This window comes from Longimicrobium sp. (assembly GCF_048594345.1).
Taxonomy (GTDB): Bacteria; Gemmatimonadota; Gemmatimonadetes; order Longimicrobiales; family Longimicrobiaceae; genus Longimicrobium.
Genome location: NZ_JBMDXM010000246.1, coordinates 17,724 through 41,323 on the forward strand (window position 1 = coordinate 17,724; position 23,600 = coordinate 41,323).

Here is a 23,600-nt window from a genome sequence, read left to right on the forward strand (position 1 = left end):
CCTTTTTCTATGAATGCGAGACGGCGGGACGTGAGTTCAGAGGGAGATCTGGAGATCGAGCTGTGCGGTGAGCGGCTGGTGCTGCTGCCGGAGCACGCGGCGTTTCGGCCGTCGGACCGGTCGCTGCTGGTGGCGGATCCACACTTTGGCAAGGCGGCGGCGTTCCGGGCGCACGGCTTTCCCGTCCCCGGCGGCACCACGACGGAAACGCTGGCGCGCCTGGCCCGCGCCACGGAACGGACGGACGCACGGTCCATCGTCTTTCTGGGCGACTTTCTGCACGCAAAGGCAGGGCGGGCGGCAAAGACGCTGGATGCACTGGCGGCGTGGCGGCGGGCGCATCCCCACCTTGCCCTTACGCTGGTGCGCGGCAACCACGACGCGCACGCCGGCGACCCGCCCGACGAGCTGGAGATCACCTGCGTGAACGGGCCGCTGCAGTCGCAGCCGTTCGCCTACGCCCACCATCCGCAGCCGGCGCCCGCGTGCTACGTGCTGGCCGGCCACATTCACCCCTCCGTCACGCTGCGCGGCGCCGGGCGGCAGCGGCAGCGGCTTCCCTGCTTTCACCTGGGGCCGCGCGTGGGTATTCTCCCGGCGTTCGGCGAGTTCACGGGAACGGCGGACGTGCCGGTGGTGCCGGGCGACCGCGTGTACGTGGTGGCGGGCGGGCAGGTGGTGTCCGCTACCTGACCGGCGGCACGTGCGGTGCATCTTGCCGCGGGCCAATACGTTGGCGTACGCTTGCAGGAGGGCTGGGTGCAGGAGATTCCACTGATGCGCGCCGGGATGGCCCTGATGGCGGCCACGGCCCTGATCGGCGGGCTGACGATGGTCGTCGTTCCGCGCGACGGTGACCGGGACGGGCGGCGGGACGATGACGGCGCGGAGCAGGTGGCGGCGGCCCCGGTGGCCGCGGCCCCCGTGCCGTCCCCGGCTGCGTCGGCGGCGGGAGCGTTCGCGTGCCGCGTGGACACGTCCGGCATCGCCCTTCCCGCCGCCGTGCATGAGTCCAGTGGTCTCGCGCTCAACGGCGGCGGCGACGCCCTGTGGACGCACAACGATTCCGGCGAGCCGCTGCTGCACCTGGTGGGGACGGACGGCACACCGCGGGGGCAGGTGCGCGTGGCCGGCGCCACCGTGACGGACTGGGAAGACGTGGCCGCCGGCCCCTGCCCCGGCGGCGGCCGCTGCCTGTACATCGCCGACATCGGCGACAACCAGGCGGCGCGCCCGCACATTACCCTGTGGCGCGTCCCCGAGCCCGCCGCCGGCGACGCGCAGACCCGCCCCGCCGAGGCGCTGATCGCCGAGTACCCCGACGGCCCGCACGACGCCGAAGCCATGTTCGTGATGCCCGACGGCGGCGTGCACGTGGTGACCAAGGGCGAGACGGGGCACGTGGCCGTCTACCGCCTGCCGCGCACCGCCCGCGCCGGCACCCCCGCGCGCCTGGAGCAGGTCGTGGAGCTGCGGCCAGGCCAGGTGCCGCGCCCCGAACGGATCACCGGCGCGGCCGCGGCGCCCGACGGGCACTGGATCGTGCTGCGGACGCTGAACGCGCTTGCCTTTTACCGCGCGGGCGACCTGTCCGCCGGCCGCATGGGCCAGCCGCTCACCTATGACCTCAAGCCGCTGAACGAAAAGCAGGGCGAGGCCGTGGAGCTGGCGCCCGACGGGACCGTGCACCTGAGCAGCGAAGGCGGCAAAAAGGAAGATCCCGCCACCCTCTCCCGCCTTACCTGCACTCTTCCCCGCTGACGGCGCGCTCGCCTTGCCCCCGATCCCAAGCCGGGTGATCCTCATCGCGCTCTGACCCGGTAACGCGTCGCCCGCCGGCAGGAGCGCGTGAACTCGCGGCTGGAAGATCACAAAGTCCGCCGCGCGAACTCTGCGGCCGGGCAGCGGAGGCGGCCCGGGCACCTTCATCCACAGGCAGGGAAACCGATCGGCAGCCGGCACCCGCCGCATCCGCCATCCTCCTTGCGCACCGCTCCCGCCCCGCCGATTCTTCGGCTGGATCCGCTTCGCGCCGGTCTGCCCGCCTGCTCCGTGGCCCCATCCGGCGCACCTCATCATCCGCACCCGCAACACGTCGAGGCGCAGCATGATCGATCGCGTTCATCGCAGCATCCATCGGTTCGCCCGCCGCATCACCGCCGGAGGTGGGCGGTGAGCGGGCCGTTGTGCTTTGTGCTGATGCCGTTCGGCAAGAAGGCGGACTCGGCGGGAGTGACGATCGACTTCGACGCCGTGTATCGCGACCTTATCGCGCCGGCCGTCCGCGACGCGGGGCTGGAGCCGCTGCGCGCGGACGAGGAGGTGGCGGGCGGCATCATCCACAAGCCCATGTTCGAGCGGCTGGTGCTGTGCGAGTACGCGGTGGCCGACCTGACCACGGCCAACGCCAACGTGTTCTACGAGCTGGGCGTGCGCCACGGCGTAAAGCCCGCCAGCACGGTGCTGATGTTCGGCGGCACCGCGCGCCTGCCGTTCGACGTGGCGCTGCTGCGGGCGCTGCCCTACTCCATTGGCGCGGACGGGCTGCCGGACCGGGTGGAGGATGCAAAGGCGGGGCTGACCAGGCTGCTGCGCGCCGCGTACGAATCCAAGGCAAAGGACAAGGACAGCCCGCTCTTTCAGCTGCTGGAGGACTATCCGGACATCGCCCACGACAAGACGGACGTGTTCCGCGACCAGGTGCGCATCGCCGAATCCATCAAGGAGCGTCTGGCGGCGGCCCGAAGCCAGGGCATCGACGCGGTGCGCGCGATGGAGCAGGAGCTGACGCCGCTGAAGGACCAGGACACCGGCGTCGTCATCGACCTTTTTCTCTCCTACCGCTCGGTCAAGGGGTGGAACGAGATGGTGGGGCTGGTGGAGCGCATGCCCGATCCCGTCTCGGAGACGGTCATGGTGCAGGAGCAGCTGGCGCTGGCGCTGAACCGCGCCGGCCGCGGCGACGAGGCGGAGCGCGTGCTGACAAAGCTGATCGAGCGAAAGGGGCCCAGCAGCGAGACGTACGGCATTCTGGGCCGCGTGTACAAGGACCGCTGGGAGGCCGCGGTCAACGCGGGCGAAACCTTTGCCGCGCGCGGGCTGCTGGACAAGGCCATCGGCGCGTACCTCAAGGGCTTCGAGGCCGACTGGCGCGACGCGTATCCCGGCGTGAACGCGGTGACGCTGATGGAGGTGCGCGAGCCGCCCGATCCGCGCCGCGAGGAAGTGCTCCCCGTGGTGCGCTACGCGGTGAAGCGGCGCGTGGCGGGCGGCAAGCCGAACTACTGGGACCACGCCACGCTGCTGGAGCTTGCCGTGCTGGCGGGTGACGAAGCGGGCGCTTCGGAAGCCCTGGGCAACGCGCTGGCGGCGGTGCGCGAGCCGTGGGAGCCCGATACCACCGCCCGCAACCTGCGCCTGATCGCGGCGGCGCGCGAGCGGCGCGGCGCGACCCTGTCGTGGACGGCGGAGCTCTTGAAGGAGCTGGAGAAGCGCGCGGCAAAATAGGCGGCTGCATACGTCCAACCACGACCAGGTTCCGTTCGATGACGACGAGCTCCAATGCCAGCGTGAACCGGCTCCTGGCCGCGCTTTCCACGGGTGACGTGCGGTCGCGGCGCGACACGGCCCGCATCCTGGCGGCCTTCGACGTGCGCGGCGGCGAGCGGGCGCTGCTGGACGCGTTCGACGACGCCACGGACGACGTGGTGAAGCTGTGGCTCGCGGTGGCGCTGGCGCGGGCGGGGAACGAGGTGGGACTCGAGGAGCTGTTCGGCCGGTGGCGCCAGGATCCCGACTACACGCCGCTCTCCGACGAGTACCCGGACGCGGAACAGCTCGCCGAGCACCTTGCCCCCCTGCTGCCGCTGCACGCCGCCGCCACGCAGCTGCTGGAAAGCTACGCCCGCGCCGAGAACACCTGGTTTGGCGAGCTCGCGCGGATGCTGCTGGGCCGCGGGTCGCCTCCGGAGCAGAGTGCCGTCCCCCGCGCCCGTCCCGGCGGGCACGGAGGACAGCGGTCGCGCCCGCACAAGAACAGCATCCATCGGCCGGGGGTGGAAGGCAGGGGGAATTTCTCCGATTTCGACGGCGAATTCGGTGTCGACAAATTCGAGGTGTCGAACGGGCTCGATGCCGCCGCGCCCGATGAGTTCGAGCCCGAGGCGGCCGCCGCATCCGACGACCATGAGCCTGAAGCGGCCGCCGCGCCCGATGGCCACGAGCCCGAAGCACCCGCCCCGCCCCCGTCGTCCCCGGTAACCTTCGAGGCTGCACCTCCGCCACAGGCATCGCCGTCCGCCGAGCCGCCGGTGACGGGTGAGCCGGTGCTGCTGGGCGGCTCGGCGCCGCGGCAGGTGCAGCCGGGCGACTTCTTTCTCGCGCAGCTCTCCGTCTACACCGCCGCGTACGAGCCCAAAGCGCGGCAGGCGCTGGCGCGCGAGGCGGAGGCGGACGAGATCCGCCTGGGGGCGGAGACGGAGTGCCGCTGGCCCGTGGGTACCCGCGTGAGCGTCCGCTGCAAGGCCAAGGGCGGGCTGATCGTGAGCACGGAGGCGCAGACCTTCACGTGGAACGGGCAGTGCCACACCTTTTCGTTCGACGTCGAGGTTCCCGAGGACGCGCGCCCGCGAGACGCGCTCCTTGTGATGGAACTCTTTGTCCACGACCGCGAAGACGCGCCCGACGCCGTGCGGGCGGCGTGGCTGTCGATGGAGGTGGAGATCACGGCCCAGCCCCCCGCCACCTCCGCGCCGCCGCAGACGGTCAAGGGCGCCGCGGCACGGACCGCCTTTGCGTCCTACGCGTCGGCGGACCGGCTGGACGTGCTGGAGCGCGCCTCGTCCATCCGCCGCAGCGCCGGGATCGACGTAAAAGTGGACGTGCTGTTCCTGGAGATGGGCGAGAAGTGGAACGATGGGCTGCTGCGGGAGATCGAGGCGTGCGACAAGCTGATGCTCTTCTGGTCGGAGCACACGCCGAAGTCCAAATGGGTGGAGTGGGAGTGGAAGCATGCGATCCAGACCAAGGGCGAGGACGTGCTGGAGCTGCACCTGCTCCGCCATACGCCCATCGACCAGGTGCCCGAGGAGCTTCGCAAGTACCACTTCAACGACGCTTACATCATGGCCCGTGACGCGGAGCTGTACCGCCTCGAGCAGGCCGCGAAGGCGGCTGCGGCCAAACCGGCGGACGCGTAGCATCCACCGGGGCCGGTCTTTCGCCGCCGCACGCTGGTACGGGTGCGGCGGCGTCGCTATTCTGTGCGCGTGGCCATCCACCCCTCGCCCCGGAGCGCGCGTGAACATCCTGGTCCTCAACGTCGGCAGCTCGTCACTCAAGTTTCAGCTGATGGACACGGACGCCGAGCGGATGAAGGAGAACACCGACCGGCGGCTGGCGCGCGGGCAGATCGAGCGCATTGGCGGCGAGGCGGTGTGGAGCTTTCGCGCGGGGGACGCGGCGCCGGTCAAGGGCTCTGCGCCCCTCAAGGACCACCGCGCGGCCGTGGAGTACCTGCTGGCATGGATCGTCGCGGATGATTCGGACGTGGAGATCCATTCGCTGGCGGAGATCGGCGCGGCCGGGCACCGGGTGGTGCACGGCGGCGAGCACTTTGTGCACTCCGTGGCCATCGACGACGCGGTGATGCGCGGCATCGAAGAGACCATCGAGCTGGCGCCGCTGCACAACCCCGCCAACCTCAAGGGCGTGCAGGCGGTCAAGGCGGTGCTGGGGCCGGCGGTGCCGCAGGTAGCGGTCTTCGACACGGCGTTCCATCACACGCTGCCGGAGCGCGCCTTTCTCTACGCCATCCCCTACTCGCTGTACCGCCGGCACCGGGTGCGCCGCTACGGCTTTCACGGCACCTCGCACCGCTACGTGGCGTACCGCTGGCGGCAGATTACCGGCACGCCGCGCGAGGCGCAGAAGATCATCACCCTGCACCTGGGCAACGGCTGCTCGGCGTGCGCCATCCGCGGCGGCGAATCCATCGACACCTCCATGGGCTTTACCCCGCTGGAGGGGCTGGTGATGGGGACGCGCTCCGGCGACCTGGACCCGGCGCTGCTGGACTACATCGCGGAGAAGGAGGGGCTGAACCTGGCGGGCGTGGAGACGCTGCTGAACAAGCAGTCCGGGCTGCTGGGGATCAGCGGGCTGACCAACGACATGCGCGAGCTGCTGGCCGAAGCGGAGGAGCACGACGACCGGCGCGCGTGGCTGGCTATCGAGATCTTCTGCTACCGGGTGCGCAAGTACATCGGATCGTACCTGGCGGCGATGGGCGGCGCGGACGCCATCTGCTTCGCGGGCGGCATTGGCGAGAACGCGCCGGCGGTGCGCGCAATGATCTGCGAGGAGATGGAGTGGGCCGGGATCAAGCTGGACCCCGCCGCCAACCACGCCTGCAACGGCGTCGAGGCGCGCATCAGCGCGGAAGGCGCGAAGCCCGAGGTATGGGTGATCCCCACGGACGAAGAGCTGCTGATCGCCCGCGACACTTTCCGCGTGATCAACGGGCTGGAGACGCGGTACTGAACCCTCACCCGCTCGCTCAGGCTCGCACCCTCTCCCGCAAGCGGGAGAAGGTATAAACGGCACGGGCTGCAGGGCGCTTCGTGTAGTTGGGCGTGGGATGGTGGGCCGCCCCCCTCCCCGGCCCTCCCCCACAAAGGGCGTGGGGGAGGGAGGTGCGACGCACCGTTCCGAAGCGGGTTCGAAGTTCTCCTCTCCCCCCTGCAGTTCGGGGGGGAGAGGCCGGGTGAGGGGGGGCGCCTGCGGACGCCAGTTCGATTCCCGTCGGCAGCGGAGAACCGTTCGGCTACGGCCTCCTCTCGCACTCACGCACTTCCGCACTTTCGCACTTCTTCCATGATCCGCGGACGATTCGCACCCAGCCCTACCGGTGCGCTGCACCTGGGCAATGCGCGCACGGCCCTCCTCGCGTGGCTGCACGCGCGGGCGCACGGCGGCGCGTTCATCATGCGCGTGGAAGACCTGGACTCCGGGCGCGTGCGGGCGGGGATCATGGAGCGGCAGCTGGACGAGCTGCGCTGGCTGGGGCTGGACTGGGACGAGGGTCCGGACGTGGGGGGGCCGCACGCGCCCTACATCCAGTCGCAGCGGCAGGAACGGTACGACGCGGCGCTGCGGCGGCTGGCGGAGCGGGGGCTTCTCTTCGAGTGCACCTGCTCGCGCAAGGACATCGCGCAGGCCGCCAGCGCGCCGCACGAGGGCGAGGAGGGGCCGCGCTACCCCGGCAGCTGCCGCGACCGGCTGGTGGATCCCTCCGTCCCCTCGCTGATGGCGCATGGACGGGCGGACTTTGCGCTGCGTGTGCGGGTGGAGCCGGGCGCCATCTGCTTCGCCGACGGTGTGATGGGCGACTGCTGCTTTGACCCCGCGGCGGAAACGGGCGACTTTGTGGTGCGGCGCAAGGACGGCGCGGCGGCATACCAGCTGGCCGTGGTGGTGGACGACGCGGCGATGGGGGTGACGCACGTGGTTCGGGGCGCGGACCTGCTGTCGTCCACGGCGCGGCAGATTCTGCTCTGCCGCGCGCTGGAGCTGCCGGTGCCGGCGTTCGTGCACGTGCCGCTGATGCTGGGCGCGGACGGCGAGCGGCTGGCCAAGCGCCACGGCGCGGTGTCGCTCGGCGAGCTGCGCGAGGCGGGTGTGCCCCCGGAGCGTGTGTCCGGCTGGCTGGCGGCCACGTGCGGACTGGCCGCACCGGGGGAGGAGATTGCCCCCGCCGGGCTGGTGGCGCGCTTTGGCGTGGCGCGCCTTTCCACCGCGCCGACGACGGTCTCGGAGGCGCATCTGGTGCGGCTTCGCGGGGACGGGGGACCAGGCTGATCTGCATCCATCCACCGTGTCAGCCGGTGTTTGCGACGGAAACTATTCCGCGACGGCGTGTTGCGCGCTATTTTCACCGCAATCACCCGAACCAGTCTCCCCACCGAAGAAGCGCCTTTCCCCTTCTTCGCGCCACGTACCCTGGAGAAACCCTGATGCGATTCGGTGTGCTCGCCCTGGCCGGGCTGCTTGCGCTGCCCGCCTCCGCCGCCGCACAGAACGACGGGGGCTTTGCCTCCGAGGCCCCGGCCGAACTGGTGCCGTACACGCGCTTTGCCGTCACGCCCTGGATCGGCTTTCGCGTGCCGTACGCCTCCGGTAACTACTTCGTCTTTACCGAAGGCGGAACCCAGTATCAGCTGGACGAGGACCGCGGCGGCGGCGCGGCCATCGGCCTGGACGCGGCGTACCGCATCACGGGCCCGCTGAACGTGGTCGCCGGCGTGGGCTACTCCGGCGCCGACCAGAACGAGCTGAACATCCTGGACGAAAACGGCAACATCGAGCGGTTTTCGTCGGGTGGGCCGGAGGTGTGGTTCGTAAAGGCGGGCCTGCAGTACCGCCTGCCGGACCCGGTCCCCGACAACCGCCGCTTTCACCCGGCGGCGTACATCACCGTAGCCCCGGCCATGGTGTTCATGGACTGGCCGAACTATGAGGGGATCGACAACGACGACGTGATCGGCAGCACGCGCAACTTCGCGGTGAACATCGGCGTGGACGCGGTGACCAACATCGGGTCGCGCGGGCTGGCGCTGGCGTTCTCAGTGGAAGACTACTTCACCTTCCTGGACGAGGACCGCATCCGCGTGCGCGACGAGGCGCTGCTGGGCGAGTTCTTCGAAGAGCCGGTGGTGATCAGCTACGACGAAAACACCAGCAACATCCTGGTGCTGCGCGCCGGACTCTCCTGGCGCCACTGATCGGATCGAGCGGTTGATGCACGGAAGGGGCGCTCTCCACAACGGAGGGCGCCCCTTCGCGCTTCGTTGATGGGAGAAAGGGGGGTGGAATCCCGCAGAAACATTGGGTGTGGACGATCGCTGTCATTCTGAGGAAGGCGCCCACCCCGCGCGTGCGGGAACGCGCGGAGCCTGGTGCGCCGACCGAAGAATCTCTTTCGGAAACGGGCGGCTCCTCGCGCCGAAGCCAGTCGTAGCCGAAAGGAGGGTGCGCCCATCCGGCAGATTCTTCGGTCGGCGCACCGGGCCTTTGTGCATCCCGACCGGACGGTGCGTGCGCCTCTCTCAGAATGACACCGATCCGCCGGATCGTGTCACCCACCATCATCCGTTCAGCCGCTTCTCGTCTTTCTCCGCGACTCCGCGCCCTCCGCGTCTCCGTGTGAGGCTTTTCCGGGGATGTCGGGGCATTCCCCACAGGCGGGTGGGGCGCAGCGTGGGCGAGGATGCGCGGAAAAGCATCCGTTCCCCCGCGCCCGTTCCGTGCGGCGCCCTACAGAGGCGGAGCCCGGACAGGACTAGGTTTCCATGTCGCCCGGAACGCCGGCGGGCGTCGCGGCGCGGGAAAGGACCGCGCGGCGAAACCTCCTGATACGGAAAGCCAGACAGCCATGAGCACTCTGATCGATACCCCCACGCAACCCGCAAAGCCCTCGCGTCGCGACTTTCTGCGCGTTTCGGCGCTGGGCCTGGCCGTGCCGGTGGTGGCGGCGGCGTGCGGCAACGGCGGCGGCGAAACGGCGGCCCCCGCTGCACCGGCGGCCGGAACCGCGGCGGCGGGAACCCACGGCGGCACCACGGCCGACAGCAACCACACCGGCGGCACCACCGCGCCGCATCCCAAGACGCCCGCCGAGATCCGCGCGGCGGCCGACGCCATGGACGCGCACCACGAGGCCGGCATCAAGGCCTTTCCCGCCAGGACGGCGGGCAAGGGCAACCAGCCGCTGCAGCCCCGTGTGGAGAATGGCGTAAAGATCTATGAGCTGACCGCCGAAAAGATCCAGTGGGAGACGGAGCCCGGAAAGCGGGTCGAGGCGTTCGCCTACAACCAGCAGGTACCCGGCCCGCAACTTCGCGTGCGCGAAGGCGACCGGGTGCGCGTGATCGTCCACAACAAGCTGGAGCAGTCCACCGCCATGCACTTTCACGGCGTGGAGCTGCCCAACGACCAGGACGGCGTGCCCTTCATCACCCAGCCGCCCATCAAGCCGGGCGAAACGTACACGTACGAGTTCACGGCCCCCGTGGGCAACTCGGGATCGCACATGTACCACTCGCACCACAACGCGGCCGAGCAGGTGGGCAAGGGCATGCTGGGCGCCTTCATCATCGAGCCGCGCAGCCCCCGCGCCATCGAGCGGGTTGATGTAGACTACGTGATGATCCTGAACGACGGCATGCACGGCTACACCATCAACGGCAAAGGCTTTCCGGCTACGGAGCCGGTCGTCGCCAGGATGGGGCAAAAGGTGCGCATCCGCTTTATGAACGAGGGGATGATGATTCACCCCATGCACCTGCACGGCATGCACATGACGGTGATCGACAAGGACGGCTGGGCGCAGCCGGCGCCGTGGAAGTGCGACACGCTGAACGTGGCGCCCGGGGAGCGGTGGGACGTGATCGTGAACTGCAACAACCCCGGCGTGTGGGCCTTCCACTGCCACATCCTTCCCCACGCGGAGGCCCCGAACGGAATGTTCGGGATGGTCACGGCGCTGATCGTCGAAAAGTAGGCGCCCCCTCCGCGGCTACGAATCGGGCCCGTCTTCCCCGGACGGGCCCGTTCGCGTTCTCCCCACACGATGCTTCCCGTTGATTTGTTGCCAAACCTCACCCGCTCCCAAGAGGCACGCGGTCATCCTGAGCGGGTGTCGAGAAACCTTGGTTGTTCCTCCAGAAGCACACTGTCATCCTGAGGGAGCGCACGCCCGTAACTTCCACAAACACAGACGTTTGTGCGCGACCGAAGGATCTTTGTCGGATCGCGTGATGCCCAGCCCTCGGGAGCTGTTCAAGTCGCTCAGTCAGGCAGACAAGGTCCTTCGGTCGCGCGCGAAGGGTTGCGTGAGTTACGGTTCCGCGCGGCGCTCCCTCAGGATGACTGGCCCGGAGGGACTCGGCGTCGCGGCTCCGATACGAGAAGCGGGGCCCGCGACAGAATCGCGGGCCCCGCTTTCAGTGGCGTGCGTGGACGATGCCGGCTACTGCACCGTCACCGTGCTGCTGTAGGCGGTCTCCGACGTGCCGTTGGTCACGTGCACCACGTTGAAGGTGTACGTCCCCGCCGCCAGGCCAGAGATGCTGCCGGTGTAGTTGTTGTTGGTGATCACCTGCGTACAGGTGCCCCCGGTCGAGGCCGCCGTCACCGTAAGCGTAATCACGCCTTTGCGGTTGGCATTCGACGCGGACACGCTGTAGCACGGCGTGGGGCTGTAGATGCTGCCGGTGAAGTTGATGGTACCCGTGCCGCCGCTGGCCGTCTGCGGGGTCTGCTCGCTGTAGCTCTGCGTAGCCGTGAAGGTCAGGGTGCCGGGCGCCGGCGGCGGCGCGGCCGAAATGCCGTCACCGGCTACGAAGCTCGAGGCTTCCGTGGGCGATCCGTCGCACGCCGCGGTGGCGGCCAGCAGCGCGATCGTCATGAGTCCCCTGGTCAGTGCCTTCATCGTATCCTCCACAGTCGGAAGTGTTTGCCTGTCCGCGCCGGCCTTCCGGCACGGTATGCTGTCGCTTGCGGCGGCGTCCCGCCGTTCATCCTTTCGGGCCCGATCTGCCTCTCAAGGCGTGGCGGCAACCGAGGCAAGCGGCGTGCCATTTCCCGGTGCGATAAGTCGATGCAAATCCGCAACTTACGATGTGAACACACCTGAGATTGGGCCTCTCACGGCCCGGCAAACCACAAAGCAAACATCGGGTCTGTAACCCAATGCAGGTGAGGAATATAGAGGCTGTTTTGCGTCAGATATCCAGAAACGTTTGATCAAAAGCAAACGCCCCGCCGAGGTGCGTCGGCAGGGCACGTAACGAGCGATTGTGAACAATGGTACAAGCTCGGACCGGCGCGTGTCCGGCGGAGCGACTCCGCCGAAATCCTCCGATTGACGTCCTGAGGGAGCGCACCACGCGCAGCGTGAAGCGGCGTAACCGCCTGCGCGCGAACGAAGGGCCTTGTCCGCCTGACGGAGGGACTTGAACGGTGACCGAGGGCTGGGCCTCGCACGACCCGACAAAGATCCTTCGGTCGCGCGCAGGCTTCTGGTTGCGGAAAGTTACGGGCGTACGCTCCCCTCAGGCTCAGGATGACACCGTGCCACCGTGGGGAGCCGGTGAGGTTTGGTAACCTCGCAGAGTGACCCTCTACGACCCTTCCCCCGCGACTTCGCGCAGCTGGTCGGCGTTCAGGCGGTAGGTGTACCATTCGGTCATGCGGCGGGCGCCCAGCTTTTCGTAGAAATCGATGGCAAGCTGGTTCCAGTCCAGCACCACCCACTCCATCCGCCCGCACCCGCGCCGGATGGCCTCCGCCGCCAGCGCGTGAAAGAACGCGCTCCCCATCCCCATCCGCCGCGCGTCGGGGACCACGAACAGGTCCTCCAGGTACAGCGTCGGCAGCGCCAGAAAGGAGGAGTACGTCTCCAGCACGATGGCGTACGCCACGGCGCGCCCGTCCACCTCGCCCAGGAACACGCTGATGCGGGGGCGCTCGCCGAACGCATCGTTCAGCAGCCGCTGGCGGGCTTCGGGGGTGGGGCGATCCAGCTTTTCGTAATCCGCCAGCGCATCCACCAGCGAAAGAAAGGTCTCGCCGTCCGCGGGGGTGGCGGGGCGGATGGTGGGAGCGGCCATGCGCGTGCGTGCGTGGTGGGCTGCGGATGCGCGCCGCGGACAAACGACGCCGGGCCGGCAGCGATGCCGGCCCGGCGAGAAGCTATCGCGCGGCGGACGGGCGGGTCAACGCTCCGCCGGCGGCGGTGGATCGGAGGGCGGGACCGGCGCGGCGGTGTAGACCGTTACCGCCGTGTCTGCGAAGACGCGCCGCTTGCCGCCGGGTGCCAGCTCGTGATCCACCGCGTGCTCCACCGCCAGCGTCGCGGCGAACGGCGTCGCCAGCCAGATGTCGATCAGCCGGTCCAGCTGCCTGGAATCGTACGGCGGGTCGGCGAAGCAGAGGTCGTAGGCACCCGCCTCCAGCGCCGCGGCAAAGGGGAGCGCGTCTTTTTTGAAGATGCGCGTCTTTTCCCGCAGGTGCAGCGCGGCCACGTTGGCCTTGAGCGCGTGCAGGCTGGCCGGCCGCGTCTCCACGAAGTCGGCGTACTTCGCTCCGCGGGAAATCGCCTCCAGCCCCAGCGCACCGGTGCCGGCAAACAGGTCCAGCACGCGCGCGCCGGCCAGGCGCGGCTGCAAGTAGCCCAGCCACGCGTCGCGCACGTGCTCGGACGTGGGCCGCACGCGCTTGTCTGCGGGCGAGGTAAGGTGCCGCCCCGCGAACTTTCCTCCTACAATCCTCATCCGCACCACCCCTGGTCGTCGGTCACGGCGCGATCCATCCCTTCCACTTTGCCTCGTCCCATCCCACGGTGAGCTGGTTGCCGGAGCGCACCAGCGGCGTCACCAGCAGCGCCGCGTCGTCCGCCAGCATGGGGAGGATGCGCGACTCGGGGACGTGGGCCACGTGCAACCCGCGCTCCTTGAAGCGCTTGCCGCCGCGGTCCAGCAGCGCCTCGGCGCCAAAGCGCTCCGCGAACCGCTTCAGCTCGCCCGGCGCCGCCGCGCGCTCCTTGAGGTCCACAAAGTGGGTCTTGATGCGGCGCTCCTTGAAGAACCGCAGCGCCTTCCTGGTCTCGTTGCAGCTCTTCGTCCCGAAGATCTGTACTTCCATCGCCATGGTATTCGACGTCGAGGACGGCGTGTAAATCGAGAACTGTGCTTGATGGTGAGCGGCGGCGAGCCCCGCTGGCTTTCAGGCTCGACGAACAGCATCGAACTGGCGTCCGCCGGCGCCCCCCCTCTCCCGGCCTCTCCCCCCCGAACTGCAGGGGGGAGAGGAGAACTTCGATCCCGCTTCGACAAGGTGCGTCGCACCTCCCTTCCCCACGTAGTTTGCGGGGGAGGGCCAGAGAGGGGGGCGGCTCACCATCCCGCATCCCCATTGTCCGCGGCATCTAGAACTCGGCCTTGCATCAACCTCCCCCGGCAGTTTCGGGGGAGGTGGGCGAGGTTTACGAGCCTGGAGGGGGCCTGCACGGAGTCATCCGAAGCGCCCCGAACCCCACCCTACGCCGCCGCCTGCGCCGGCTTCACCTTCTTCGCGGGTACCGGCTGCACCGCGGACGTCGCGCGGTCGGCCAGCTTCCGCACCGTCCACGCCAGCGCCAGGTTTACCGGCAGCGCCACCGTGATGATCTGCGCGTTGCGCTGGTCCAGCCCGGGCAGGATCTGCATCACGAACCCCAGCACCGACAGCGCCGCCACCGCCGCCGCCAGCAGCCACGCCGGCCGCGCCGCCCACCGCGCGCCGTAGGCCAGGCACGGCACCAGCACCACCAGCGGCAGCGCCAGCGGCGAAAGCTGCAGCAGGTTTTCGTTGCGGTAGGCGATCTGGTGGTTGGTGAACGCCCACAGCGCGATCAGCAGCACACCCGCCGTCCCCGCGAACAGCAGCCACAGCGTGCTCACCGCCGCGTACGCCATGCGCGCCAGCGCCGACCGGTGCGCCGCCATCCCCGTCAGCACGATGATCGACACGATCGCCACCGCCGTCACCATGAAGAACGGCGTGGCCGGCGGCGGCTCGCGGCGCTCCTCGGCGCGGCCCTGCGCCTCCAGCAGCGTCCACTCGCGCGCCACCAGCGGCACTTCCTGACCGGAGGCGTCGGGAACGCGGATGGCCCGGATCTGTTCCTGCACCTTGAAGGGAAGGAACATCTCCTCCCAAGCGTTGATCTTTCGGTCCGCCGCGGGCCCCAGCCCCGCCGCCAGCCCTACGTACGACGGCTCGTCCTCTACGATCAGCCGCTCGCTGTGCCAGCGGTAGGTCGTTTCGGTCATGCTGTCCGCCGTCGCCGCGCGCAGCCGCCCGCCGATCACCCGGTCCAGCGCGTCGCGAATGCGGGTGGAGCAGTTGTCGCGGTAGTAGTCGTACAGGTACTGGCGGTTCTGCGGCAGCGCGTTGGTTTCCAGGAACGCCTGCAGCTGGCGCTCCTGCGCCGGCGTAAGGTTCAGCTGCTGTGCCCAGATGGCGCGGTGAAAGTACTCGTAGTTGAAGATCGTCTGCCGCAGGTCGTGCACGCCCAGCTCGTACAGCCAGTTGCCCTTCATGAAGCGGCCCCAGTAGCCGGGCGAGTTGAAGTCGAACATCCCGTAGTTGTACACGCGGTCGGTCCCCGCCGCCGCGTCGTGGATCCACAGCGCGTTGTGGCCGAACTTTTCCCACACCAGGTCGCCCTGCCCCATGGTGAGCAGGGTGACGGTCAGCCCGGTGTCGGGCGCGGCGGGCGGCGTCTGGGCGCGCGCGGGCGCGGCGGCAAGGCCCAGCGCCACGGCAAGGGCGAGCAGGATGCGCGGGATGGAGGGCATGCGTCAGTCGATTTCGCGATGAAAGCGTTGGGTACCGCTAAGTTACCCCGCGAATCGCCTTCCGCGCCATGCCGTTCGCACTTTCGCGCGCCGGGGCGGGGGCGTAGTCTCAGGCCCAGGGGATGGACGCGCACGCAACGAAGCGCAGGGAGGAGCACGTGTTCCGGGACGATCTGCTGGCGGGCAAGACGGTGCTGGTGACGGGCGGCGGCTCGGGGCTGGGCCTCAGCATGTCGAAAAAGTTCGCCGCGCTGGGCGCCAACGTGGCCATCACCGGGCGTAGCGCGGAGCGGCTTGCGGGCGCGGCGCAGCAGATTGACCCCGGCGGCGAGCGCGTGTTCACGCACCCCTGCGACGTGCGCGACTTTGCCCAGGTAGAGGCCACCGCCGCCGCCGTGGCGGCGCGCTTCGGCGGCATCGACGTGCTGCTGAACAACGCCGCCGGCAACTTTCTCGCGGCCACGGAGGACCTGTCGCCCGGCGGCTTCAACGCCGTCGTGCAGACGGTGCTCTACGGCACCTTCAACGCCACCCTGGCCATCGGCAAGCGGATGATCGAGGCGGGCAAGGGCGGCAGCATCCTGAACATCGTCACCACCTACGCGTGGACGGGCTCGGCGTTCGTCGTTCCCTCCGCGGCGGCCAAGGCCGGCGTGCTGGCGATGACGCGGTCGCTGGCGGTGGAGTGGGCGGAGTACGGCATCCGCAGCAACGCCATCGCCCCCGGCCCGTTCCCCACCGAGGGCGCCTGGAACGCGCTGATGCCCACCCCCGAGCTGGAAGCCGAGGCCAGGGCGCGCATTCCCATGAAGCGCTTTGGCGAGCATGAGGAGCTGATGAACCTGGCCGCGTTCCTGATTTCCGACGGCGCGCCGTTCATCAACGGCGAATGCGTCACCATCGACGGCGGCGAGTGGATCGCCAGCGGCGGCGAGTTCAACGGCCTGACGCGGATGCCGCGCGACAGGGTGAAGGGCGCGCTGCGGGCGATGCGGGAGAAGTAGGGGCGGTACGAAGGTACGGGGTACGAGGGTGCGGGAGGTTACGGCTCGGCCCTCGTTTCCGGCTCTCTCGGGGCGATTGACGCCGATCGCGATTCCAGCGATCTCCGCTTGCGTACGCGCAGGTGCTTTGGATGCCGGGTCCGCGCAGGCGCCACGAAGGTAGACTTTGTGCGGCTGCAGCGGCGAATTTCTTCGCAGCAGCGGGCGGGCGGCCGGGTATCCGGTTGGCGGCGGAGTCAGCCGGCACTTTCCGATCAAGGCGTAGATGCGCACCTCCTTCGTCGCACGGCCATGCGTTCGCCTCCTGATCCCGGCGGTCCTGTGGATCGCGTCCGGCTGCGCCCCGGACGAGCGTGTTCCGTCGCCTCCGTCTGTCGTCGTCCCCGCGACGGACACCACGATCACCACCACCACGCTCGTCCCCGCCGATACGACGGCGACGACGCGGACGGACACGGGCCAGGCCGCGCGGGAGCGGTGGGACAGCCCCAGGGACTGCCGCTTCACGGACGGCAGGCCGCGGCCGGACGTCAACGATCCCGGATACGGAGAGCGCTATGACAGCGCGGTGATGGCCCGGGGCATCCCCTTTCGCTGCACGTTGCGGCCAGGCGGGCCCGAGGTGCGGCTGGTGCTGCGCGGTGAATGGAGCATCCCCACCATCCTGGAGGTATTCTCGCCGCCGGACGCCCCGCGTCCCCTGCAGACGCTCACCGTGGACCACGACCAGAGCGCGTACGAGGGCAACGAGCTGCTGGTGGGCGAGGACCTGAACGGCGACGGGTGGATGGACCTGCGCGTGAACACGTGGTACGGAAGCGCCGGGCAGATGTCCGAGGTGTTCCGGTACGATCCCTCCGTGCGCCGGTTCGTGCCCGACACGGCGCTCCCCGGAATGAACGTGCACCGGCTCGCGGGACGCCCGTGCGTGGCCACCAGCACCAAGTCCGGCGCGTCGGACTACTCCACCGCCGAGTACTGCTGGTCCGGCGGCACGTGGGTGCAGACGCGCGCCTTTAGCCAGGAGCTCCTGCGCGGAGGCTCCGGGCGCGGAGGCTTGGAGCTTGGCGCCGCGCCGGTCGTCCGCATCCTGAGCGAACGCCGCGGCGGACGAATGCGGCTGGTCCGCCACGACACGGTGCCCGAGAACGCGCCCCAGTGGTAAGACCGTTCGCCGTTTATGCCTCACATCCCCCCATGCGCCTCACCTGTGTTGTGACGCTCTCCTGGCTGGGCGCCGCCGCGTGCGCCGGCTGCGGCCCGCGCGAGCCCGCGGCCGGCGAGGCATCCGTCATCCCTGGCGTGGACACGGTCTTCTCGGGGACCACCACACCCGCGAACTCGGCCGCCGCGCCCGCCTCGTGGACCCCGCCGCCCGACGAGTGCCGCTACACCGACGCCCGGCCGCGCCCCGGGCAGGGCGAGCCGGAGTACTGGCAGCCATACGACCCGGTCGTGATGAAACGCGGCGTCGAGTACCGCTGCGCCCTGCGGCCGAAAGGGCCCGAGGTGCGGCTGGTGGTGCGGGGCGAGCATGGAATCCCCAGCGCCGCCGACGTCCACTCGCCGGCAGATGCCGCGCGCCCCCTGCAGCGGCTGGAGCTGGAGAACGACGAGCGCGCGCGCCAGGGCAGCGACCTGGTCACCGGCGAAGACCTGAACGGCGATGGATGGACGGACCTGCGGATGCCCACGTTCAGCGGCACCGGGGGCGTGATGTACGACGTGTACCTCTACGCCCCCGCCGGCCGCACGTTCGTGCGCGACACCGTGCTGAGCGGCGAGGGCAACATCCGCCGGCTCGCGGGCTCTCCATGCACCGAGACCAGCTGGCGGATGGGGGGCCACTGGTCCAGCCTGTCGTACTGCTGGCAGGGCGGCCGCTGGATCCCCACGCGCGGCGTTTCCCTGGAGCCGGCGGACGGCGCGGGCTACGTCCGCACCCGCCGAGAGCACCGTGGCGACAGCCTGCAGGCCGTCCGCATCGACACCGTGGATGACCCCGACGACGCTCGTTCCCCCTGAACGGCGCGTGGAACTCGGGAATCACCTGCACTTTCGCACTCACGCACTTCTTGCCCATGCGCGCTGCTTTCCTGGCCATCGGCGACGAGATCGTCGGCGGGCTGACCGTTGATACAAACTCCGGCTTCATCGCTGGCGAGCTGCGGGCGGTGGGGGTGGAGCCCATCGCCGGCTTTTCCGTGCGCGACACGGAGGACGAGATCATCCGCGCCTTTCGCCAGGCGCTGGGTGAGGCGGAGCTGGTCGTAAGCACCGGCGGGTTGGGACCCACCTCCGACGACCTGACGATGGAGTGCGTGGCCAAGCTGGCGGGGCGCCCGATGGTGCTGCACCAGCCGTCGCTGGACTGGATCGAGGAGCGGTTCCGCATGCGCGGGATGGAGATGCCGCCCAACAACGTCAAGCAGGCGATGTTTCCCGAGGGCGCCGAGATCATCCCCAACCCCAACGGCACCGCCCCCGGCTGCATCTGCCCCATCGACGTGGACGGGCAGACGCGCCACGTGGCCTGCTTTCCCGGCGTCCCGCGCGAAACGCGGCACATGGTGGCCGCCACGCTGGTGCCGTGGGTGGCCGCGCGGCAGACGGGGCGCCGCTTTCTCTCACGCACCTTCAGCACCGTGGGCGTGGCGGAGAGCAAGCTGGACGAGATGCTGGCCGGCGCCATCCGCCCCGACGAGGCGCGCGTGGCCTTTCGCGCGTCGTTTCCGCGCATGTACGTCCGCGTGACGGTGGACGGCGCGGAAGGCGACGACCTGGAGGGGCGGATGGACGAGCTGGAGGCGCGCGTCCGCGAGCGCCTGGGCGCCGCCATCTACGCCGTGGGCGACGAGGGGCTGGAGGAGACGGTGGGCCGCCTGCTTCGCGAGCGCGGCCTTACGCTGGCGCTGGCGGAATCGTGCACCGGCGGCCGCATCGGCGACCGCATTACGGACGTGCCGGGGAGCTCGGCGTACTTCCTGTTGGGCACCGCCACCTACTCCAACGAGGCCAAGGCCGGCATCCTGGGTGTGTCGGAGCAGACGCTGGCCACGTACGGCGCCGTGAGCACGCAGACGGCCGAGGAGATGGCCGCCGGCGCCCGCCGCATCGCCGGCGCCGACGTGGGGCTCTCCACCACCGGCATCGCGGGCCCCGGCGGCGGCACGGAGGAAAAGCCGGTGGGCACCGTCTGCATCGGGCTGGCGTGGGAGGGCGGCTCGTGGTCGCGCCGCTACGACCTGGGCGGCCGCGAGCGCGAGTGGATCAAGGCCACCACCGCCCAGCTTGCCCTGGACCGCCTGCGCCGCTGGCTGCTGGAACAGGAGTGATGCCAGCATCAGGATGGTAGCCCACTGTCATCCTGAGGAGCGCACGCCCGTAACCTTCCTAACCGCGAAACTTGCGCGCGACCGAAGGATCTTCGTCGGGTCGCGCGAGGCCCAGCCCATCGGGAGCCCTTCAAGTCCCTCAGCCAGGCAGACAAGGTCCTCGGTCGGCGGATGGGTTGCCGCGTGTCACCGATGGTTCTGGAGGAGCCTTTCTGAGGATGACAGATGAAGGCGGGCGGGGGGCTCTGACGAGCCTGGGAGCAAGGCAGGCTTCATTGCGCTTCGGATGGAGATCCTTCGGTCGGCGCATGGGCTGCCGCGTGTCGCCGACAGTTCAGGGCGGCGCCTCTCTCAGGATGACATGGTGGGGGCAGACTGGGCCTCTGAGCGGGTGTTGCCAAGCCTGACCTTGCGGTCCTACAAACGTTCCCACGACTCGCACGGAAGTTGCCTGCGCACCGGCCCCGCGCCCGCGCGCCGCTTGCGCGCATACGAGTTGAGAATGGGGAGGACCGAAATGGCGGACATCAACATCGAGCGGAAGCGGAAAAGCCCGCTCCCGTGGATCATCGGCCTGCTGGCGCTGGCGCTGCTCGCCTTCATGCTCATGCGCAGCTGCGGCGACGACGAGGCGGAGCCGGCCACGGTGGTGACGGACACCACCACCGCCATGACGCCCGCGCCCATGACCGACCCCATGGCCACGGCGCCCATGGACAGCGGCGCGATGGCGGCCGGGAGTGCGGCGGCGGGCGGCGCGGCGGCCGGGACCGGGTGGATCGCGGGGATCCTGGCGGGCACCGCGGCCGGCGCGGCCAACGGCGAGGGCATCGTTCCCGAAACGCCTTCGGACCGCGGCTTCTGGATCGAAGAAAACGGCCAGCGCATCTTCGCCATCCTGGCGGAGCCCATGGAGCAGATCAAGGACATCGACCCGGGCCAGCGCGTGCGCATCAGCAACGGCCGGGTGCTGCGTGGCTCCGAATCGTCGCAGATCCCGCAGGACGTGGACGCCGAGGCGCGGAGCACCGCGCAGGGGCAGCAGTACTTTCTGCTGGTTCCCGCGTCCGGCGTGCAGATCGTCGCCGGCGGCAACACCACGCCGGACTGATCACCCCGCGCGAGCGGAACGTGGAGGGGCGAGCCGCGGGGTTCGCCCCTTTTTGCTTTCGGTGGATAGATTCCGCGCGCCCGCCGGCCTATCTTGCCGCGCGATCCATCAACCCGACTTCCCCAACGTTCGTCCATCGACATGCGATTTTCTGGAACGGTCCTGATCACTGGCGCCACGGCGGGCATCGGCGAGGCGTGCGCGCGTGCGTTCGCGGCGGCGGGCGCGCGGCTGGTGCTCACCGGGCGGCGTACCGAGCGGCTGCAGGCGCTGGCCGACGAGCTTCGCCAGGCGCACGGCACCGAAAGCCGGCTGCTCGCCGTGGACGTGCGCGATCGCGAGCAGGTGTTCGCGGCGATTATCGGGCTGCCGGCGGAGTGGGCGGCCCTCGACGTACTGGTGAACAACGCCGGCCTGGGCCGCGGCGTCGACAAGGTGCAGGTGGGCGATCCCGACGGCTGGGACGAGATGGTGGACACCAACGTGAAGGGGCTGCTGTACGTTACCCGCGCCGTCACGCCGGGGATGGTGGAGCGCGGGCGCGGCCACGTCATCAACCTGGGCTCCGTGGCGGGGCACGAGGTCTATCCGGGCGGCGCCGTGTACTGCGCCACCAAGCACGCCGTGGGCGCCATTACCCGCGGGCTGCGGATGGACCTGCTGGGCACCGGCGTCCGCGTGAGCACGGTGGATCCGGGGATGGTGGAGACGGAGTTCAGCGTGGTCCGCTTTCACGGCGACCGAGAGCGTGCCGACAACGTGTACCGCGGCATGACCCCGCTTACCGCCGCCGACATCGCCGACACGGTGCTGTGGGTGGCCACGCGCCCGCCGCACGTGAACATCGACGAGGTCATCATCAAGCCCACCGACCAGGCCAGCGCCACGCTGGTGCACCGGACGGAGTAGGCAACTCGCGGTCCGGGGATCCCGCGTCGGTGTCGTGGAGGGTTCGATTTCGGCGCAGCGGCGAGGGCGTGCGGTCTTCTCGCGCTGGCTTTGCTGCTGGCCGGATGGGGGCGTCCGTCACAGCCCGGGGGAGTGCCTTTTTACAGGCTGCGGACGGGCCGCTGGATGCGGGAAGCCTTGACCGCCCCGTGCCGGGGCTTTACGCTGTGCTCCGCACAGCCGGATCGCGGCTGAGCGACTGAACGACAGGGAGACGAAAAAGGGAATGAGCAATCCTAAGGTGGACCAGCGGTTCGACGAGCTGGTGTCGCAGGTGCACGACTGGGTAGAATCGGCCGTGGCGCTGGACGAAGGGCACTTTCCAAGCGAGCTGCTGAGCGACCTTCGCGACCTGGTCGAAGAGCTCAAGGCGTTCATGGACGACGACGAAAGCTCTGATTACAGCCGCGCCGACGTGCTGGAGGTGTTCGTCACGCCCGAGATGGGTGAGGTGATGCACCGGTTCCCCAAGGTGCGCCGCCTGCTGGAGAGCGCCTGGGGCTCGCAGCTGATCGAGCAGATCGACGAAGAGTCCGCCGGCTTCGACCCCGAAGGCGACGACGACGACGACGACTGACGGCACCACCCCGCGGCCGTCCGGCGGCCCGCGAATCCACCCGCGGGAAGGCCGCGCCGTGCCCGCATCACGGGTGTGAACGCGCGCCCGTCCACGGCGTGTCCGGTTGCAGAGAGCCCTGCCCCAACGGCGGGGCTTTTTTGCGTCTACTTTGCCACCATTGTTCTTGGTCCGGGATGACGCGTTTAGTCAATCCTGCCTGATATGAGCGCTTTTCGACGCTGCCGATCTGCCCAGTTTCATCCTCATCCGGGCCATCCTCCAGCAACTCCAGCGCATCTGCCTTCGCGTGCTCATCCTGCTCCCTTTTGACGGAAGGCGAACACATGAACGCTGACAGATCTCACCAGCAACCGCCCATCGTGGCGAATAGAGCCGGGGGATCTTCTCAGGCTGAACGATGTGGTGACGTGCTGCCCACTCATACCGTTTCTGCTAATTCGCCGTGCATTCTGGCCTTTACAACTTCATCTCACGCGGAGGCGCGGAGTACGCGGAGGCGCCCTCCGCGTCTCCGCGTGAGCCCGGCAGTAGAACTCGGAGTGCACGTCGAATTATGGCAATTGGTATCAGGTGGGAGCGGCGGGTGAACTCCGCGCGCAAATCGATGGTTTGGCCGTGTAAGCGCGACCACGTCAATGCCACTTGGGAAGCACGCGACGGGTGTCCTGTACCGCCACGATCAGCACCCTTTCCGGCTCTACCTGGTAGATGAGGCGATACCGACGGCGGACAATGATTTCCCGGAACGCCACGTCTTGCCACTCAGGCACCACGCGGCCGGATAACGGAAACAGAGCAACTCTTTCGGCCTGCTCGGCAAACGTTTGAATGAGCGTTACCGAGTAGGCTCGTGAGGAGCGGTCGAGGTTGGAACCGAGTTCTGCAAGGTCATCCAGTGCGGAGTCGGTCCAGGTCAGGCTCCGAGCCACGGCGCCAGACGACGCAGAGCTTCTTCATGCGTCTGCACCCGCCCTTCTTCAGATGCCTTGATGCCACGCCGAATCGCGGCACGGATGCGCTCCGCGTACTCCTCTTCGGTTTCCGAGTACCGTACAGGCGGCGGTGGGGCTTCGATCTCCGTTGTGCTCATCCTGTTTCCTTTCGGCGACGGGGTGCGCATGAACGCTGACAGAATCTCACCAAGCAACCGCCCGATGCGCAAGCCGGTCGAATACGCCAGCAGCGGCACAAAGTGGTCAGACCGATCGCCGGTGCGCATGGCCG

General features: G+C 69.2%; 22 protein-coding genes. 15 read left to right on the plus strand and 7 right to left on the minus strand.

The window, feature by feature from the left end:
* Positions 1-9: 9 nt before the first annotated feature.
* The 8 genes from pdeM to ACOJUJ_RS25950 all read left to right on the plus strand — a co-directional run bounded on the left by pdeM (position 10) and on the right by ACOJUJ_RS25950 (position 10,558).
* Entirely contained in the window at positions 10-693 is a 684-nt protein-coding gene (pdeM, locus tag ACOJUJ_RS25915; RefSeq protein WP_420129828.1) for a ligase-associated DNA damage response endonuclease PdeM, read from the plus strand.
* Between the two features lie 66 nt (positions 694-759).
* Entirely contained in the window at positions 760-1,761 is a 1,002-nt protein-coding gene (locus tag ACOJUJ_RS25920) for a hypothetical protein (RefSeq protein ID WP_420129829.1), read from the plus strand.
* A gap of 411 nt (positions 1,762-2,172) precedes the next feature.
* Positions 2,173-3,507: a TRAFs-binding domain-containing protein gene (locus tag ACOJUJ_RS25925; RefSeq protein ID WP_420129830.1), complete on the plus strand. Its 1,335-nt coding sequence runs from the start codon at positions 2,173-2,175 to the stop codon at positions 3,505-3,507.
* A 38-nt stretch (positions 3,508-3,545) separates the two neighbouring features.
* Entirely contained in the window at positions 3,546-5,198 is a 1,653-nt protein-coding gene (locus tag ACOJUJ_RS25930; protein WP_420129831.1) for a TIR domain-containing protein, read from the plus strand.
* Between the two features lie 100 nt (positions 5,199-5,298).
* Complete coding sequence (locus ACOJUJ_RS25935; RefSeq protein ID WP_420129832.1) at positions 5,299-6,540, plus strand: acetate/propionate family kinase; 1,242 nt, start codon at positions 5,299-5,301, stop codon at positions 6,538-6,540.
* 333 nt (positions 6,541-6,873) lie between these two features.
* Positions 6,874-7,857, plus strand: coding sequence for a tRNA glutamyl-Q(34) synthetase GluQRS (gene gluQRS / locus ACOJUJ_RS25940; protein WP_420129833.1), 984 nt, complete (start codon positions 6,874-6,876; stop codon positions 7,855-7,857).
* Between the two features lie 155 nt (positions 7,858-8,012).
* Entirely contained in the window at positions 8,013-8,780 is a 768-nt protein-coding gene (locus tag ACOJUJ_RS25945; RefSeq protein ID WP_420129834.1) for a hypothetical protein, read from the plus strand.
* 650 nt (positions 8,781-9,430) lie between these two features.
* A complete protein-coding gene (locus ACOJUJ_RS25950) occupies positions 9,431-10,558 on the plus strand; it encodes a multicopper oxidase family protein (protein WP_420129835.1) in 1,128 nt (375 codons plus the stop codon).
* 468 nt (positions 10,559-11,026) lie between these two features.
* On the opposite strand, the gene ACOJUJ_RS25955 is transcribed toward ACOJUJ_RS25950, so the two are convergent.
* The 5 genes from ACOJUJ_RS25955 to ACOJUJ_RS25975 all read right to left on the minus strand — a co-directional run bounded on the left by ACOJUJ_RS25955 (position 11,027) and on the right by ACOJUJ_RS25975 (position 15,398).
* Entirely contained in the window at positions 11,027-11,488 is a 462-nt protein-coding gene (locus ACOJUJ_RS25955; protein ID WP_420129836.1) for a hypothetical protein, read from the minus strand.
* A 691-nt stretch (positions 11,489-12,179) separates the two neighbouring features.
* Positions 12,180-12,668, minus strand: a complete 489-nt coding sequence (locus ACOJUJ_RS25960; protein WP_420129837.1) for a GNAT family N-acetyltransferase — start codon at positions 12,666-12,668, stop codon at positions 12,180-12,182.
* A gap of 105 nt (positions 12,669-12,773) precedes the next feature.
* On the minus strand, positions 12,774-13,331 hold the full coding sequence (locus ACOJUJ_RS25965) for an RsmD family RNA methyltransferase (protein WP_420129838.1): 558 nt from the start codon (positions 13,329-13,331) through the stop codon (positions 12,774-12,776).
* A 22-nt stretch (positions 13,332-13,353) separates the two neighbouring features.
* Positions 13,354-13,707 carry an arsenate reductase family protein gene (locus ACOJUJ_RS25970; RefSeq protein ID WP_420129839.1) on the minus strand — a complete coding sequence of 118 codons (354 nt, stop codon included), beginning with the start codon at positions 13,705-13,707 and terminating at the stop codon, positions 13,354-13,356.
* A 389-nt stretch (positions 13,708-14,096) separates the two neighbouring features.
* Complete coding sequence (locus tag ACOJUJ_RS25975) at positions 14,097-15,398, minus strand: DUF4105 domain-containing protein (protein ID WP_420129840.1); 1,302 nt, start codon at positions 15,396-15,398, stop codon at positions 14,097-14,099.
* Between the two features lie 158 nt (positions 15,399-15,556).
* Between ACOJUJ_RS25975 and ACOJUJ_RS25980 the strand changes: the two genes are divergently transcribed.
* The 7 genes from ACOJUJ_RS25980 (at position 15,557) to ACOJUJ_RS26010 (ending at position 22,373) form a co-directional block, all read left to right on the plus strand.
* Complete coding sequence (locus ACOJUJ_RS25980) at positions 15,557-16,402, plus strand: SDR family oxidoreductase (RefSeq protein WP_420129841.1); 846 nt, start codon at positions 15,557-15,559, stop codon at positions 16,400-16,402.
* A 265-nt stretch (positions 16,403-16,667) separates the two neighbouring features.
* Complete coding sequence (locus ACOJUJ_RS25985) at positions 16,668-17,567, plus strand: XAC2610-related protein (RefSeq protein WP_420129842.1); 900 nt, start codon at positions 16,668-16,670, stop codon at positions 17,565-17,567.
* Between the two features lie 32 nt (positions 17,568-17,599).
* A complete protein-coding gene (locus tag ACOJUJ_RS25990) occupies positions 17,600-18,427 on the plus strand; it encodes an XAC2610-related protein (protein WP_420129843.1) in 828 nt (275 codons plus the stop codon).
* A gap of 56 nt (positions 18,428-18,483) precedes the next feature.
* Positions 18,484-19,737 (plus strand): competence/damage-inducible protein A, encoded by a 1,254-nt coding sequence (locus ACOJUJ_RS25995; RefSeq protein ID WP_420129844.1) that lies wholly within the window; start codon positions 18,484-18,486, stop codon positions 19,735-19,737.
* Positions 19,738-20,254: 517 nt separating this feature from the next.
* Positions 20,255-20,848, plus strand: a complete 594-nt coding sequence (locus ACOJUJ_RS26000; protein ID WP_420129845.1) for a hypothetical protein — start codon at positions 20,255-20,257, stop codon at positions 20,846-20,848.
* Between the two features lie 141 nt (positions 20,849-20,989).
* Positions 20,990-21,757: an SDR family oxidoreductase gene (locus ACOJUJ_RS26005; RefSeq protein WP_420129846.1), complete on the plus strand. Its 768-nt coding sequence runs from the start codon at positions 20,990-20,992 to the stop codon at positions 21,755-21,757.
* A 265-nt stretch (positions 21,758-22,022) separates the two neighbouring features.
* Positions 22,023-22,373 (plus strand): hypothetical protein, encoded by a 351-nt coding sequence (locus ACOJUJ_RS26010; protein WP_420129847.1) that lies wholly within the window; start codon positions 22,023-22,025, stop codon positions 22,371-22,373.
* Between the two features lie 635 nt (positions 22,374-23,008).
* Here the strand turns inward: ACOJUJ_RS26010 and ACOJUJ_RS26015 are convergent.
* Both ACOJUJ_RS26015 and ACOJUJ_RS26020 read right to left on the minus strand, forming a co-directional pair.
* Positions 23,009-23,305 (minus strand): type II toxin-antitoxin system RelE/ParE family toxin, encoded by a 297-nt coding sequence (locus ACOJUJ_RS26015; protein ID WP_420129848.1) that lies wholly within the window; start codon positions 23,303-23,305, stop codon positions 23,009-23,011.
* On the minus strand, positions 23,290-23,595 hold the full coding sequence (locus ACOJUJ_RS26020; protein ID WP_420129849.1) for a hypothetical protein: 306 nt from the start codon (positions 23,593-23,595) through the stop codon (positions 23,290-23,292). Before ACOJUJ_RS26020 ends, ACOJUJ_RS26015 begins: the two co-directional genes overlap by 16 nt.
* Positions 23,596-23,600: the final 5 nt, after the last annotated feature.